The organism is Arthrobacter sp. K4-10C (assembly GCF_059090085.1).
On sequence record NZ_JBNHFI010000003.1, the window covers coordinates 310,707 to 325,355 of the forward strand.

General features: G+C 66.6%; 14 protein-coding genes. 10 read left to right on the forward strand and 4 right to left on the reverse strand.

All coding sequences use genetic code 11. The features are described from left to right. Positions 1-40 precede the first annotated feature (40 nt). From AC5RUU_RS05975 to AC5RUU_RS05985, 3 genes are all read left to right on the forward strand, one after another. On the forward strand, positions 41-2,062 hold the full coding sequence (locus AC5RUU_RS05975; RefSeq protein WP_493974292.1) for a PTS mannitol transporter subunit IICBA: 2,022 nt from the start codon (positions 41-43) through the stop codon (positions 2,060-2,062). Further along, entirely contained in the window at positions 2,062-3,225 is a 1,164-nt protein-coding gene (locus tag AC5RUU_RS05980; protein WP_493974293.1) for a mannitol-1-phosphate 5-dehydrogenase, read from the forward strand. The genes AC5RUU_RS05975 and AC5RUU_RS05980 overlap by 1 nt, the downstream gene beginning before the upstream one ends. A 211-nt stretch (positions 3,226-3,436) precedes the next feature. Then, positions 3,437-3,928, forward strand: coding sequence for a GNAT family N-acetyltransferase (locus AC5RUU_RS05985; protein ID WP_493974331.1), 492 nt, complete (start codon positions 3,437-3,439; stop codon positions 3,926-3,928). Here the strand turns inward: AC5RUU_RS05985 and AC5RUU_RS05990 are convergent. From AC5RUU_RS05990 to rraA, 3 genes are all read right to left on the reverse strand, one after another. Continuing rightward, entirely contained in the window at positions 3,925-5,364 is a 1,440-nt protein-coding gene (locus tag AC5RUU_RS05990) for a sugar porter family MFS transporter (RefSeq protein WP_493974294.1), read from the reverse strand. The two genes, AC5RUU_RS05985 and AC5RUU_RS05990, sit on opposite strands and share 4 nt — an antisense overlap. Positions 5,365-5,565: 201 nt before the next feature. After that, a complete protein-coding gene (locus tag AC5RUU_RS05995) occupies positions 5,566-7,221 on the reverse strand; it encodes an MDR family MFS transporter (RefSeq protein ID WP_493974295.1) in 1,656 nt (551 codons plus the stop codon). Positions 7,222-7,315: 94 nt separating this feature from the next. Continuing rightward, entirely contained in the window at positions 7,316-7,813 is a 498-nt protein-coding gene (gene rraA, locus AC5RUU_RS06000) for a ribonuclease E activity regulator RraA (RefSeq protein WP_493974296.1), read from the reverse strand. 116 nt (positions 7,814-7,929) lie between these two features. Here rraA and AC5RUU_RS06005 point away from each other — a divergent pair, with 116 nt between their 5' ends. The 7 genes from AC5RUU_RS06005 (at position 7,930) to AC5RUU_RS06035 (ending at position 14,373) form a co-directional block, all read left to right on the forward strand. Beyond that, positions 7,930-9,216 carry an MFS transporter gene (locus tag AC5RUU_RS06005; RefSeq protein WP_493974297.1) on the forward strand — a complete coding sequence of 429 codons (1,287 nt, stop codon included), beginning with the start codon at positions 7,930-7,932 and terminating at the stop codon, positions 9,214-9,216. 139 nt (positions 9,217-9,355) lie between these two features. Then, entirely contained in the window at positions 9,356-9,964 is a 609-nt protein-coding gene (locus AC5RUU_RS06010; protein ID WP_493974298.1) for a TetR/AcrR family transcriptional regulator, read from the forward strand. A 291-nt stretch (positions 9,965-10,255) separates the two neighbouring features. Further along, positions 10,256-11,455, forward strand: a complete 1,200-nt coding sequence (locus tag AC5RUU_RS06015; protein WP_493974299.1) for an NAD(P)-dependent malic enzyme — start codon at positions 10,256-10,258, stop codon at positions 11,453-11,455. Between the two features lie 98 nt (positions 11,456-11,553). Further along, complete coding sequence (locus tag AC5RUU_RS06020) at positions 11,554-12,057, forward strand: DUF456 domain-containing protein (protein WP_493974300.1); 504 nt, start codon at positions 11,554-11,556, stop codon at positions 12,055-12,057. Between the two features lie 40 nt (positions 12,058-12,097). Then, positions 12,098-12,472: a nuclear transport factor 2 family protein gene (locus AC5RUU_RS06025; RefSeq protein ID WP_493974301.1), complete on the forward strand. Its 375-nt coding sequence runs from the start codon at positions 12,098-12,100 to the stop codon at positions 12,470-12,472. 43 nt (positions 12,473-12,515) lie between these two features. After that, a complete protein-coding gene (locus AC5RUU_RS06030; RefSeq protein ID WP_493974302.1) occupies positions 12,516-13,598 on the forward strand; it encodes a permease in 1,083 nt (360 codons plus the stop codon). Between the two features lie 25 nt (positions 13,599-13,623). Next, a complete protein-coding gene (locus AC5RUU_RS06035; RefSeq protein WP_493974332.1) occupies positions 13,624-14,373 on the forward strand; it encodes a TIGR03943 family putative permease subunit in 750 nt (249 codons plus the stop codon). Between the two features lie 12 nt (positions 14,374-14,385). Here the strand turns inward: AC5RUU_RS06035 and AC5RUU_RS06040 are convergent, their stop codons facing one another. Beyond that, positions 14,386-14,592 (reverse strand): hypothetical protein, encoded by a 207-nt coding sequence (locus AC5RUU_RS06040; RefSeq protein WP_493974303.1) that lies wholly within the window; start codon positions 14,590-14,592, stop codon positions 14,386-14,388. Between the last annotated feature and the right edge of the window lie 57 nt (positions 14,593-14,649).

Below are 14,649 nucleotides of genomic sequence, written 5' to 3' on the forward strand. Positions count from 1 at the left end.
CCATCCTGCGGAGCAGCAGGACAGACGGTTAGGAAATCACATGGCAACAGAAACAGTTGCGAAACCCCGCACCAGCATGCGGGTTGGCGTCCAGAAGTTCGGGACGTTCCTGTCCGGAATGATCATGCCCAACATCGGCGCGTTCATCGCCTGGGGCATCATCACAGCCCTCTTCATTGAAAAGGGCTGGCTGCCGGTTCCGGAGCTGGGCGGGTTCGGCACCAACGCCGCCGGCGAGCCCAACACCGGGCTCGTGGGACCAATGATCACCTACCTGCTGCCACTGCTGATCGGCTACACCGGCGGCAAGATGGTCTATGACGTCCGCGGCGGTGTGGTGGGCGCCATCGGCACCATGGGCGTGATCGTGGGTGCCGGCATCCCGATGTTCATCGGCGCCATGATCATGGGTCCGTTGGGCGGCTGGACCATGAAGAAGATCGACTCCATCTGGGACGGCAAGATCCGCCCCGGCTTCGAGATGCTGGTCAATAACTTCTCCGCCGGTATCTGGGGCGCACTGCTGGCCATGCTGGGCTTCTACGGCATCTCACCACTGGTGTCCGCCTTCAGTACGGGCGCCGGCAACGTGGTGCAGTTCCTGGTCAACAACGGCCTGCTGCCGCTTACCAGCATTTTCATCGAGCCCGCCAAAGTGCTCTTCCTCAACAACGCCATCAACCATGGCGTGCTGACCCCGCTGGGTGTCCAGCAGTCCCTGGAGCAGGGCAAGTCCATCCTGTTCCTGCTCGAGGCCAACCCCGGCCCGGGCCTGGGCATCCTGCTCGCCTACATGTTCTTCGGCCGCGGTGTCGCCAAGGCCTCCGCTCCCGGTGCCGCCATCATCCATTTCCTGGGCGGCATCCATGAAATCTACTTCCCTTACGTGCTGATGCGCCCGCTGCTCATCCTGGCCGCCATCGCCGGCGGCATGACGGGCATCGCCACCCTTGCCATCACCAACTCCGGTTTGGTTGCCCCCGCGGCACCGGGCTCCATCATCGCGGTGCTGGCCCAGACCTCCCGTGACAGCTACGTCGGTGTGATCCTCGCGGTCCTGCTCGCAGCCACCGTGTCCTTCCTGGTGGCATCGGTCATCATGAAGACCACCAAACACAGCGATGAAGTTGACCTTAATGACGCCACCTCGCGGATGGAGCAGATGAAGGGCAAGAAGAGCTCGGTTGCCTCCACCCTTACGGGCGCGGGAGCGGGTGCCGCCGCAGCCGGCGGCGTGGGTGTCCTGGCCGGTCCGGTGCGGAACATCGTGTTCGCCTGCGACGCCGGCATGGGCTCGAGCGCCATGGGCGCCTCCGTGCTCCGGAACAAGATCAAGGCGGCCGGCTTCCCGGACGTCAAGGTCACCAACGCCTCTATCGCCAACCTCAGCGACACCTATGACGTTGTGGTCACCCATCAGGACCTGACGGAGCGCGCCAAGCCTGCCACGTCCAGCGCCGTCCACTACTCCGTGGACAACTTCATGAGCAGCCCGCGCTACGACGAAATTGTTGAGCTGGTTCGGGAGAGCAATGCAGAAGGCGGCACGGTGCCGGGCACCGAGCCTGCTGAGGGTACCCCGGGAGGGGCATCAGGCGCAGGCACAGCAACGGCTGCAGGTGCTGCGAGCGGCGAGATCCTGGCGCGCGAAAGCGTGGTGCTGGAGGGCTCCGCCACCACCCGTGACGCCGCCATTGACGAAGCCGGCCGGCTGCTGCTGGCCCGCGGCGCCGTGGATGAGGGCTACATCGCGGCCATGCACGAGCGCGAGGCGTCCGTCTCCACCTACATGGGCAGCTTCCTGGCCATCCCGCACGGCACCAACGCCGCGAAGGACCACATCCGGAAATCCGCGGTATCAGTGATCCGCTACCCGGAGGGCATTGATTGGAACGGCAAGCAGGTGAAGTTCGTGGTGGGCGTCGCAGGCGTCAACAACGAACACCTGCACATCCTGTCCTCCATCGCGAAGGTCTTTACGAACAAGGAGCAGGTTGCCCGCCTTGAGGCCGCCGGCTCGGTGGACGAAGTCCTGGAGCTCTTCGGAAAGGTCAACGCATAGTGAAGGCTGTTCATTTCGGTGCCGGGAACATCGGCCGCGGCTTCGTAGGCCTGCTCCTGCATGACGCAGGCTACGAGGTGGTCTTTGCGGACGTCGCGGATGCACTCATTGCACAGCTCGCGGAAGCGGAGAGCTACCGGGTCCACGAGGTGGGGGAGGACCCTGCCGTGCGGACCGTGGACAACTTCCGCGCGCTGAACTCGAATACGCAGGAAGCGGAGCTCATCGCGGAGATCTCGACGGCGGATATCGTCACCACTGCAGTGGGCCCGCATATCCTGAAATTCGTGGCGCCGGCCATCGCCAGGGGCATCGCCGCACGCGAGGACGGGATGGCACCGCTGCAGGTGATGGCCTGCGAGAACGCCATCAACGCGACGGACATCCTGGCCCGTGAGGTGGCCTCCCGTCCGGAGGCCGGCAACGGGGCGCTGGACGGGCGGGCCGTGTTCGCGAACACCGCGGTGGACCGAATCGTTCCCAACCAGGAAGCCGGCAAGGGCCTGGATGTCACGGTGGAGACCTTCTACGAATGGGTTATCGACCGGACCGCCTTTGCCGGTGCCGCCCCGTCCATCCCGGGCGCGACGTTCGTGGACGAGCTCTCGCCGTACATCGAGCGGAAACTGTTCACGGTGAACACCGGCCACGCCTCCGCAGCCTACTTCGGGTTTGAGGCGGGCCTGGAAAAGATCTCCGACGCGATGGCCGACCAGGACGTGGCCGAGGACGTGCGCGCCGTGCTGGAGGAAACCAAGCAGCTGCTGGTGGTCAAACACGGCTTCAGCAACGACGAGCAGGAGGCCTACGTCCAGAAAATCCTGGTCCGGTTCTCCAACCCCCACCTGCCGGACACTGTCAACCGGGTGGGGCGCGCGCCGCTGCGGAAGCTCGGCCGGCATGAACGGTTTATCGGGCCGGCCGCGGAACTGGCCGAACGCGGTGTTGTGCCGGAGGCCCTGCTGGGTGCCATCGCCGCTGCGCTGCGGTTCGCCGATCCTGCCGACACCGAAGCAACGGAACTGGCGGACATCCTTGCGTCCAGCAGCCCGGCGGACGCCACGGCGAAGATCACGGGGCTGGAACCCGGGCACCCCCTGTTCAGCGCCGTCGCCACCCTGGTGGAGGAGCGCCAGGCAGAGCTCGCCCAAACCCCCGCCTAGACGCTCTATCGCTTCCCGCGGCTTCAGACCCCACGCCCTATCAGGTCCTGCCGCTTTTTCCGCAACCCTCCTGGGAACACGACGCCGGCATTCACCTGAGTGCCGGCGTCGTTCTGCGTTCTCCCGGAAGGTCCGGCGGGTAAGAGCCGGCCCTCCCGCGCAGGTGTGCAAGGCTGGGCGGGTGACTGACAGCCGTGGTGCCGTGCCCCCTTTGCTGACCGCCGACGTCGACGGCGGGACTTTCCGCCTCCGTCCCGCAACCCTGGGCGACCTTCCCGACGTCGTGCGGCTCCTCGCCGACGACGCGTTGGGTGCCGCCCGTGAGACCGCTAAGGACATGGCGCCTTACGAGCAGGCCTTCGCAGCAATCGACGGCGACCCGTCGCACTTGCTGGTGGTGGGTGAGCTGGTGCGGCAGGGCGAAGCGTCCGGTCCGGTCATCGCCACGTTCCAGCTGAGTTTCCTCCCCGGCATATCCCGCCGCGGCTCCTGGCGCTCGCAGATAGAAGGCGTACGGGTGGACGACAGCCTACGCGGCAAGGGCATTGGGAACCTGATGGTGCAGTGGGCTGTCGATGAGTCCCGGCGGCGGGGTTGCTCCCTGATCCAGCTGACCACGCACAAGTCCCGGGCTGCAGCGCACACGTTCTACGAGCGGCTCGGCTTCGAGGCCAGCCATGAGGGCATGAAGCTGACCCTTTAGCCCTTGGCGGAGCCCTTCGCCACGAACAGCGTCTCGGCCTGCTCCAGGGACATCCCGTTAGTCTCGGGCACCTTGAACATCACGAAGAAGAACGACGCCGCCGCGAACAGCGCGTACATGGCGTAGGTCAGCGGCAGGGAGCCGGCGGCCATCACCGGGAAGCTGAGGGTGATCGCGAAGTTGGCTACCCACTGGGCCGCCGCGGCCAGGCCCAGGGCCCGGGCGCGGATCCGGGACGGGAAGATCTCACCCAGGAGCACCCATACCAGCGGGCCCCAGGAAGCGCCGAAGCTCACCACGAACACGTTCGCGGCCACCAGGGCAACTGGTCCCCAGGAGCCCGGCAGGGAGATCTCCGCGCCGGAACCAACAGCGGAGGAGAAGGCGACAGCCATGGCGGCCAGGGACACGGCCATGCCCACGGAACCGGCCAGCAGGATGGGCCGGCGCCCGATCCGGTCCACCAGCGCGATGGCCACCAGGGTCACCAGGATGTTGGTGACGGACGTTGCCACGGAAATGGTGAGGGAGTCCTTCTCCTGGAAGCCCACGGCCTTCCACAACGTGGTGGAGTAGTAGAAGATCACGTTGATGCCCACGAACTGCTGCAGGACGGAAAGGATGATGCCCACCCAAACCACTGCCTGCAGCCCGAAGGTCCTGCCGCGGAGGGAGCCCTTCTGGCCCGCCAGCTTGTCCTCCTCAATGGCCTCCCGGATCTCACGGATGTGCCGGTCGGTGTCCTCCGCGGGGGCGATCGCGTCAAAGACCTTGCGCGCCTCATCCTCCTTGCCCAGGAACACCAGGAAGCGCGGGGACTCCGGAAGGGTAAAGGCTACCCAGCCGTAGACCACGGCCGGGAGGGCTGCGGCCAGGAACATCCAGCGCCAGGCCTCGATGCCCAGCCAGAACGCCTGGTCCGCGCCGCCGGCGCTGGTCGCGAACAGGGCGTCGGACAGCAGCGCGGCGAAGATGCCGGTGGTGATGGCGAGCTGCTGCAGCGACGCGAGCCGGCCGCGGACCTTGCGCGGCGAGATTTCGGAGATGTACGCGGGGGCGATCACGGAGGCCAGGCCAATGCCCAGTCCGCCCACCAGCCGCCAGAAGATCAGGTCCCACACGCTGAACGCGAAACCGGTGCCGAGGGCGCTGACCAGGAAGAGCAGCGCGCCGAGTTTCATGGCGGGGATCCGGCCGTACCGGTCCGCCACCTTGCCGGCGAGGTAGGCGCCGGCGGCGCAGCCCAGCAGGGCGATGGCGACGGCGAACCCGGTCACCGCCTCGGACAGCGCAAATTCGTCTTTCATGGCGTCCACAGCGCCGTTTACCACGGATGAGTCGAAGCCGAAGAGGAATCCGCCCACCGCCCCTGCAAGCGCCAGCCAGATCACCCGCTGCGGTATCCGGGCGGTGGTCTGCTCCTGGGCAGTGGGCATGGTTCTCCCTGGGTTTGGGGTTTGGTGGATGCGGTGCGGACGTCGTCGGCTGCGGTACCGGCGGGAAGGTGCCGGCGCACACGCGGTAAACAGTGTGGCATGTCACCGCCCGAGGTTCCACTTGGCGGCGTCGGCCCCCTTAAAACGGAGAACGACGACGGCGGGGCGCGTCGTCGTCGTCGTCCTCTTGGTGCCGGTGGGTCAGTGCGCTGCCGCGGCGGCCGCCTCCGGGGACGGCAACTGGTCCGTCAGCTTCTTGTTGGGGAGCGCGAAGCTGATGAGGAATGCGATGCCCGTGAGTGCCGCCGCAGTGAACATCACGACGTCAATGGAGTACGCAAAACCCTCGGTGATGGGCCGGGTCAGGACGCTGTTGGCGGTATGCAGCCAGCTGGTGTCGTTGAGGGATTCGTTGGTGGCGCCGTCGCGGAAGAACTCATACAGCTTGGCGTTGGCCGGATCGGCGGCCACGGCCGGGTCCTGCAGGACTGCCAGGTAGGCGGCATCTGTCATTGCGGACTTCATGCTGTCCGCGATCCTGCTGGCGGCCAGGCTGAACAGGAGCGAAATGAACACGGCCGTGCCCACTGCGCCGCCCATGGACCGGAAGAAGGCCGCTGAGGACGTTCCCACGCCCATGTCCCGCGGCGGGACCGAGGTCTGCATGGCCAGTGTCAGCGGCTGCATGCAAAAGCCGAGCCCCACGCCGAAGAAGACCGCGATGACGCCCGGGACCCAGAGGGCAGTGTCCACGCCCAAGGAGAAGCCCATCACCAGGGCCGCGGCGGTGAGGATGCCGGTCCCCATGATGGGGAAGATCCGATACGTGCCCGATGCCGAAATCGTCCGCCCGGCCGTGATGGACCCGGTGAGGATGCCGACGGTGAAGGTGATCATCATGAGCCCGGCCTGGGTTGGGGTCAGCCCCTTCACCAGCTGCAGGTACAGGGGCAGCATGGCGATGGCACCGAACATGCCAATGCCGATGATGAAGTTCAGCAGCGAGGACAGTCCGAAAGTGGGGTTCCGGAAAAGCCGCAGCGGGATCAGGGCGGAGTCGCCGGCCCGCTTTTCGGCCAGCAGGAACCAGATGATGCCCGCAACGCCGAGGCCGTAGCAGAGGAAGGAGTTCAGGGACGTCCAGCCCCAGCTGCGGCCCTGTTCAGCCACCAGCAGCAGCGGAACGATCGCCAGGGTGATGGCGGCGGCGCCCCAGTAGTCGATCCTCTGCTTCGCGTGCTTTGCCGGCAGGTGCAGGAACAGGAACACCACCGCCAGCGCCGCCAGGCCGATAGGCAGGTTGATGAAGAACACCCAGCGCCAGCCGTCGAAGCCCAGGATGTTGGAGGAGCCTGCGAACGCCCCGCCCACCACCGGGCCGAGCACCGACGAGATGCCGAACACGCTCATGAAGTAGCCCTGGTACTTGGCGCGGTCCTTGAGCGCGACGATGTCGCCGATGATTGTCAGCGCCAGGGCCAGCAGGCCGCCGGCGCCCAGGCCCTGGACGCCGCGGGCGAAGGCGAGCTCGGTCATGGAATTTACAGAGCCGGCATACAGGGAGCCCACCAGGAAAATGGCGATCGCGGTGAGGTAAAGCGGCCGGCGGCCGAAAATGTCGCTGAGCTTCCCGTACAGCGGCGTGCTGACCGTGGACGTGATGAGGTACGCGGTGGTGGCCCAGGCCTGGAGCGAGAGCCCGTCAAGGTCATTGGCGATGGTGTAGATGGACGTGGACACGATGGTCTGGTCCAGGGAGGCCAGGAACATGCCCAGCATGAGTCCCACCATCACGGTGACGATCTGGCGCTGCGTCAGCGCTTCTCCGGCGGCGCGTGCCGCGGGGGCTTTGGGCATGGAAACTCCAGGGTAAGAATCGGCTAAGCAAGGATAGTTGCTTTCAGTAACTATCCTACGCCTGCCTCCATTCCCGATGCCGGAGACTTTCCTTCTAGCGCTCCACCAGGATGCCGTCGGGATCGCACCAGACCATGGCGCCGGGGCGGAAGGTCACGCCGTCGATCACCAGGTCCACGTCCACCTCGCCGGCGCCGGCCTTGGCGCTCTTCTTCGGGTTGCTGCCGAGAGCCTTTACGCCGAGTTCCAGTTGGGCGATCGCCTCGCGGTCCCTGATTGCCCCGTGAATCACGACGCCGGCCCAGCCGTTCTCCACGGCGCTTTCGGCGATCATGTCCCCCATCAGGGCCGTGCCCAGGGACCCGCCGCCGTCCACCACCAGCACGTTGCCGTTGCCCGGGGTGGCCAGCGTGGACTTAACCAGGGCGTTGTCCTGGAAGCAGCGGATGGTCCGGATCTGCCCGCTGAAGTGCGACCGCCCGCCCAGGGACTGGAACTGCAGCGATACGGAGGCGAGGTCGTCCCCGCGCTCGTCGTAAAGGTCGGCAGTGTTGACGGTGGTAGCCGGCTGGTTTCCTGCTGCTGGAGCCATGGGTCCTCCTGGTCTGGTGGCGGCCCCTGCGGGCTGCCTTTGATAGGGCAAGCGTCGGTGATGCTGCCACGATAGTCTGATTCCGTCGCCAGCCAGCCGTCCCGGGGGAACAAATCATGAACAGGTCCGAATCACCCGCCCCCCTCGAACGCGGAGCCGGGCCTAACGGTTCGACGGCGGCGCTCGCCGAGCCCACAACCAGGGTCACTGCCCGGTGGGTTACGGGGTTGGTGCTCGTCAACGTCGGCATCAACGCCGCCTTCTTCGGGCCCCTTAATGTCTTCATCGGCCAGCACGCCATCGGCATCGACGAGGCCAGCAAGGAAGCCATCCTGTCCCTGGTGACGACCTGCGGTGCTGCCGTCTCGCTGGTGGCCAACCCGTTGTTCGGCGCCCTGTCCGACCGGACAGTCTCGGGTTTCGGCCGGCGTGCACCGTGGATCCTCGCGGGCGCCATCCTGGGCGCCGCTGCCTTGCTGGCGATGTCCGGCGCTACTGCCGTTGCCCTGCTGGTGCTGTTCTGGTGCCTGGTCCAGCTCGGCGCCAACGCTGCATACGCTGCCATCACCGCCGCCGTCCCGGACCGCGTGCCCGTGCTCCAGCGCGGGGGCGTGGGCGGCCTGGCGGCGCTGGGTTCGACGGGGGGCATCCTGCTCGGTGCGGTCTTCGGGGCGGTGGTCTCGGGAGATTACAGGGTGGGGTACGCCCTGTGTGCTGCAGCCCTGCTGCTCTCGGTGCTGCCGTACTTGTTCCACCGGAATGACCCGCCACTGCCCAGGGAGCTCCGGCCGCCGTTCTCGTGGGACAGTTTCCTGCGCGGCTTCTGGATCAGCCCGGCCCGCCATCCGGACTTCGCGTGGGCTTGGCTCACCCGCTTCCTGGTAAACGTCTGCAACCAGATGACCATCGTGTACCTGCTCTTTTTCCTCCGGGATGTCCTCAAGCACGAGGACCCCGCCGTGGGGGTGCTTACCCTGACTGGAATCTATGCCGTAATGGTGATGATCACCGCAGTCATTGCCGGGCCGTGGAGCGACCGGCTGGGCCGGCGGAAGCCGTTCGTGATCGGGTCTTCCGCCATCATTGCCGCGGCAGGACTGACCATGGCCTTCTTCCCGGTGTGGACCGGCGCGCTGGTGGGCGCCGGCATCCTGGGCGTGGGGTTCGGCGCCTACCTTGCCGTCGACTTCGCGCTGCTGACGCAGGTCCTTCCGGTAGCCGCAGACAGGGGCAAAGACATGGGCATCATCAACGTCGCGAACTCCCTTCCACAGGTGTTCGCGCCGGTCCTGGCATTCCTCGCAGTGACCTACTTCGGCGGGTACCTGACGCTGTTCGTCACGGCCGCCATCATCGGCCTTCTGGGAGCCGTCTTCGTGGTCAAAATCAGGAGTGTGGCCTGAGCGCCGGAAGGCCGGGTAGTAAGGCGGCTGTCTAATTAGGCCAGAGCAGCGTGCCGTATAGTTGAACCGGACTGCAGGCGGATTCGGGATGGGGACGCTCCCGGCTGCTGCGCTACAGGATCACAACCCCGGAATGCTGATGCCCGAGACCATTTCAGACCATCCGCCCATGGCCGCCAGGCCTTCCGCCCCTCGCCAGCGGCTTCGCTATACCCGCATCCTGGAGGCCGCAGCCGCCTTTGCCCGCAAGGGCCTGGACTCCGTGGAGCTCTCCGAGGTGGCCGCCAAAGCCGATGTGCCGCTGGGGACGCTGTACCGGTACTTCCCATCCCCCACGCACCTGATGCTAGCCCTGTACCGCCACCAGCTGGATGAGCTGCAGGCCGGTGCGCGAAGCGCCTCCGCCCGTTTTCGGGGCCGCGCCCTCCCCGGGCTGGTGATGGAGATCTTCCACATGCGCGTCATGCAGCCTGCCGTGGAACAGTGCCTGAGCCGCAGCGTCTATCTTCCGGACCGGGACACCACTGCGTTGCTGCGCGAGATCGACGTGTTGAGCGAAAAGGTGGTTGCCGCAGCAGCTTCCGATGCTGTTGCCGCGCGGGTCCTGCTGCTGACCGTCACTGGTCTGGTCCAGTCCGTCCGGAACCGGCGCCTGTCGCTCTTCGAAGCCGAAGAAGACCTCAAAAAGGCCTGTGCACGCCTCTCGCCGGGCGCCGAAGCCGGATTCACACTCCACCAAAGCGCGTAACCGGCCTAGACCAATTAGCAAATAAATACGCCTTTATGGAGTGAGCTGGATCACAAGTAATCGTGATCAAGCGTTTTGGCGCCGATTGGGCGTGTCAAATCGTCCTTCAGGCCCGCCCACGGCTGCCTACCATGGAGCCACCGGAGCAACAGGGGGGAACAAGACAGCCCCACGCTCCCGCGGACCCGCCACCCCTGGGTTTCCTGTCGCACCATTCCCACTGCCCTGAGCCCGCCCAGGCCGGGGCTCCCATGTGCCGTGCGTGCACGGCAAGCACCAGGAGACAAAGACGTGTCCATTGACGCAATCACAGCCACTGACAATTCCGCAGCCACGCCCCTCACCGAAGACGAGATCTTCGGTGCCCACCAGGGCGGCAAGCTGACCATCGGCACCACCGCCCCGCTGGCCAACAAACGCGACCTGTCCATCGCCTACACGCCCGGTGTCGCTGAGGTAAGCCGTGCCATCCACAAGCAGCCGGAACTTGCCCGCACCCTCACGTGGGCCGAGCGCCTGGTGGTGGTGGTCAGCGACGGCACGGCCGTCCTCGGGTTGGGCAATATCGGGCCCAGCGCCTCCCTTCCCGTCATGGAGGGCAAGTCGGCACTGTTCAAGACCTTCGGTGACCTCGACTCCATCCCCCTGGTCCTGAACACCACGGACGTCGACGAAATCGTGGAGACCCTGGTCCGCCTCCGCCCCAGCTTCGGCGCCGTCAACCTTGAGGACATCTCGGCACCGCGCTGCTTTGAGCTCGAGGAAAAGCTGATCGAGGCACTGGACTGCCCGGTCATGCACGATGACCAGCACGGCACCGCCGTTGTTGCCCTGGCCGCTCTGACCAACGCCGCCAGGGTGACCGGCCGCGGCCTGGAAAGCCTGCGCGTTGTGGTCTCCGGTGCGGGCGCCGCTGGCATCGCTGTCGCCGAGATCCTGCTGGCTGCCGGCGTCACCGACGTCGTCCTGCTGGACTCCCGCGGCGTCATCAACAGCCAGCGCACCGACCTGGCCGCAGACGCCACCAGCAAGAAGGCCGATATCGCCGGGCGCAGCAACCCCCGCGGCGTCGCAGGCGGTCCGGCCGAGGCACTCACCGGCGCAGACGTCTTCATCGGCGTCTCCTCCTCCAAGCTGGATGAGGAGCACCTCGCCCTGATGAACCAGGACTCCATCGTGTTCGCCCTGTCCAACCCGGATCCCGAGGTGCTGCCCGAGGTGGCCGTGAAGTACGCCGCTGTGGTGGCCACCGGGCGCAGCGATTTCCCCAACCAGATCAACAACGTCCTGGCCTTTCCGGGCATTTTCCGGGGCGCCCTGGACGCCGGCGCCCGCCGCATCACCCCCGCCATGAAACTGGCGGCAGCGCAGGCCATCGCCGAACTCGCCGCCGAGGACCTGGCCGCCGACTACATCGTCCCCAGCCCGCTGGACCCGCGGGTTGCCCCAGCCGTCACCGCGGCTGTTGCTGCCGCAGTGGAAGCCGGGTAATACATCCCACCCTGGGAACGCCCGACGGCGGTGCCTCCTTCCTGAAAGGGGGGGCACCGCCGTCGGGCGTTAAGGGCACGGCCCATAAACTGGGCTTCATGAACTCCGAAACCGTGGTGACCGTGCTGTGCGGCCTGGCGATCCTGGTGGGGGTGGCCGGCACCATCATCCCGGTCCTTCCAGGCAGCATCCTGATAGGCGCCAGCCTCCTGGCCTGGGCCATCTGGGGCGGAGCAGGGCCGGCTGGCTGGGTGGTGTTCGCGGTAGGCATGCTGTTCGTGGCCGCCGGAATGGCCGCCAGCGCCGTGCTGACCGGCAGGAAGCTGAAGGAACACGCCATTCCCAGCCGCAGCATTGTGGCCGCACTTGTGGCCGGGGTGGTGGGCATGTTCATTATTCCCGTGGTGGGACTGTTCGTCGGTTTCGCGGCCGGCCTGCTGCTGAGTGAATTCCTCCGCACCCGCAACATCGGCCGGGCGGCAACCTCCAGCTGGGCGGCGCTCAAAGCCACCGGACTGGGAATGCTCGCCGAGTTCGGGCTCGCGTCCCTCGCTGCCAGCACCTGGGTCATCGGGGTGTGGGTTGCCGCTGTCAGCGGCTGAACAGGTTGCAGACCGGAGGGCGTCGGCGTAGAACAGGGGCATGACCCACCCTGTTGCAGCCCGGGAGCACGTTGGGGCCTGGATGGAGAAGTACCAGGCGGCGTGGACAAGCAACCAGCCCGAGGATATCCGCGCCCTCTTCACGCCGGATGCCCGGTATGAGACCCGCCCCGGCGACCCGGATCCCTGGGTGGGCCAGGACGGAATCGTGGACGGCTGGCTGGCTGCCCGGGACGAGCCCGCGGACTGGACGTTCAGCTGGCAATTGCTGGGGACCGACGGCGACACCGCCTTCATCCAGGGCCTCACCACCTATTCGGGTGACCGTCCCAGCTATGACAACCTCTGGGTGGTGCGCTTCGAGGGCACCGGCCGTGCCAGCTCCTTCACCGAATGGTTCATGGAACGGGCCTGATCGGCGCCTTGCGCGCCTCGCCCCGCGCCCCTACGATTCCTGCATGAGGCAGCCCCGACGGGAGCGCCGGGCGACAGTGCGGTCGTCCCCGGCTGTCGAGACGCAACAGGTCGCCCCTGGGGCGGCTGCCCGCGACAGGGACCTGCGCTGGCGGCGCCTCAACATCGTACTGGCCCTGGCCATCGCCGTCTTGCTGGCCTTCGCCGTCCGCTCGCTGATCCCGGGTGCGTTCACCGGGCTCGAAACGACGGCAAGGGACTTTTTCACCCTCGCCATCAGCGTGGTCATCGAGTCGCTGCCGTTCGTCTTCCTGGGCATCCTGGTTTCGGTTCTTGTGCAGGTGTGGCTGCCGCCCGACGTCCTGTACCGCAGGCTTCCCGCCAACCCTGCGCTGCGTCGAGTGGTGCTCTCCTTCCTGGGCATGCTGATGCCGGTATGCGAATGCGGGAACGTCCCGATGGCCCGCGGGCTGATGCTCAAGGGCCTGGGCGTGGGGGAGTCCATGACGTTCCTTTTCGCGGCGCCCATCCTCAATCCGGTCACCATCATCACCACGCAGCAGGCGTTCGGTTCGGACAACGGCATCCTCGCCGGGCGCATCGCCGGCGGCTTCCTCATCGCCAACCTCGTGGGCTGGCTCTACAGCAGGCGGGAGGCGGCCGGAGTCCTGCGGCCCAGCTTCGAGGACGCCTGCGCCGCGGACGGGCGCGGGCAGCAGACCGAAGGCAGGCTGCGGCGCAGCCTCCAGCTGTTCTCGCGCGAGAGCAACGCCATGATGCCCGCCCTGTTTGCCGGCTCAGCCCTGGCCGGCCTGATCCAGGTCGCGGTGCCGCGGGACATACTGGTAAGGCTGGGAAGTGACCCCCTGTGGTCCGTGCTGGCCCTGATGGCGCTGGCCTTCGTGGTGTCCATCTGTTCCACGGTGGACGCCTTTTTCATCCTGTCCTTCGGAGCCACGTTCCTGCCGGGGTCCATCGTGGCGTTCCTTGTCCTCGGACCCATGCTGGACGTCAAGATGCTGGCACTGCTCCGCACTACCTTCACCGCCGGAACGCTCCTGCGCCTGGTGCTGCTGATCGGTTCCTGCTGCGCCGTCCTGGGGGTGGTGATGAACTTTGCTGGCTAAGGGATTGGCAGGACGGCAGGGCGTGATGCTGAGCCTGACCGGTATCGCCGCGACCCTGGGGCTTGCCGCCAGCGGCAAGCTGGAGCTCTACATCCATCCCCGCTACGTGCCCTTCACTGTGGCGATGGCCGTGCTGGCGGCCGTGGTGTCCGTAGCCGCGTTCCTCCTGGTCCCGCCCGATGCCGGTGAAAGCCATGACGACGGCGGCACGCACGCCCATCACGAAAGCCGGCTCGGTGAGGGAAATGCAGGCCCGGGCCGGCTTCGCGCTGCAGGAAGCCTGCTGGCCGTGGCCGCCGCCGTGGTGGGGCTGCTGGTCCTGCCGCCGGCCACGCTGTCCTCTTCGGCAGCGCTCCAGCGGGACCTCAACGTTTCCGGAACCCTTGGGCCGGCCATGACCGCCAGGCTGGTTGAGGAAGACCCGTCAGGATTCGGTGTGCGGGAGTGGGCGTCCCTGCTCCGGCGCAGTCCTGGAGACGACTATTTCACCGGCAAAACCGCCACCGTGACAGGGTTCGTCACAGCTGCCAGGGACGATCCGCAGAACGTCTTCTATGTCACCCGGTTCGTGGTCACCTGCTGCACTGTCGATGCCCAGCCGGTGGGGGTGCCCGTCTACAGCCCTGGCTGGCGGGAGCGGTACGCGGCCGACAGCTGGGTAACGGTGTCAGGGCAATTCGCCCGCAATCCGGACAGCGGCAGCAGGGTGGGCCTCCTCATGGCTTCACCCGAGATCACGCAGGCGACAGAACCGGACCGCCCCTACGTCCACTAGGGGAGAGGCCTGCTAGATGCCCAGCCCCCCGAGCTTGTCGCCCAGCCCGCCGGGAAGCTTGCCCAGCAGCTCCGCGGGGTTGATGCCGAGCTTGGACAGCAGGTCCGAATGCCGGTCCGTATCCACCTGGTCCGGCAGTTCCGTGTCAGCCCGGTCTGCCTTCTCGTGGTCCCCCTGGGACCGCAGGAACTCAAGGATCTGGGACTTGTCGATCTGCATGGCGTTCTCCCCTGTGCTGGTGCTGGGAACTGCTAACGATGCTAGTTACCTTTCCTG

Coding starts and splice junctions, on each gene's coding strand:
- AC5RUU_RS05975 (WP_493974292.1), top strand. CDS start 41: ATGGCAACAGAAACAGTTGCGAAACCCCGCACCAGCATGCGGGTTGGC.
- AC5RUU_RS05990 (WP_493974294.1), bottom strand. CDS start 5,364: ATGCCCACTGCCCAGGAGCAGACCACCGCCCGGATACCGCAGCGGGTG.
- AC5RUU_RS05995 (WP_493974295.1), bottom strand. CDS start 7,221: ATGCCCAAAGCCCCCGCGGCACGCGCCGCCGGAGAAGCGCTGACGCAG.
- rraA (WP_493974296.1), bottom strand. CDS start 7,813: ATGGCTCCAGCAGCAGGAAACCAGCCGGCTACCACCGTCAACACTGCC.
- AC5RUU_RS06005 (WP_493974297.1), top strand. CDS start 7,930: ATGAACAGGTCCGAATCACCCGCCCCCCTCGAACGCGGAGCCGGGCCT.
- AC5RUU_RS06010 (WP_493974298.1), top strand. CDS start 9,356: ATGCCCGAGACCATTTCAGACCATCCGCCCATGGCCGCCAGGCCTTCC.
- AC5RUU_RS06020 (WP_493974300.1), top strand. CDS start 11,554: ATGAACTCCGAAACCGTGGTGACCGTGCTGTGCGGCCTGGCGATCCTG.
- AC5RUU_RS06025 (WP_493974301.1), top strand. CDS start 12,098: ATGACCCACCCTGTTGCAGCCCGGGAGCACGTTGGGGCCTGGATGGAG.
- AC5RUU_RS06030 (WP_493974302.1), top strand. CDS start 12,516: ATGAGGCAGCCCCGACGGGAGCGCCGGGCGACAGTGCGGTCGTCCCCG.
- AC5RUU_RS06035 (WP_493974332.1), top strand. CDS start 13,624: ATGCTGAGCCTGACCGGTATCGCCGCGACCCTGGGGCTTGCCGCCAGC.
- AC5RUU_RS06040 (WP_493974303.1), bottom strand. CDS start 14,592: ATGCAGATCGACAAGTCCCAGATCCTTGAGTTCCTGCGGTCCCAGGGG.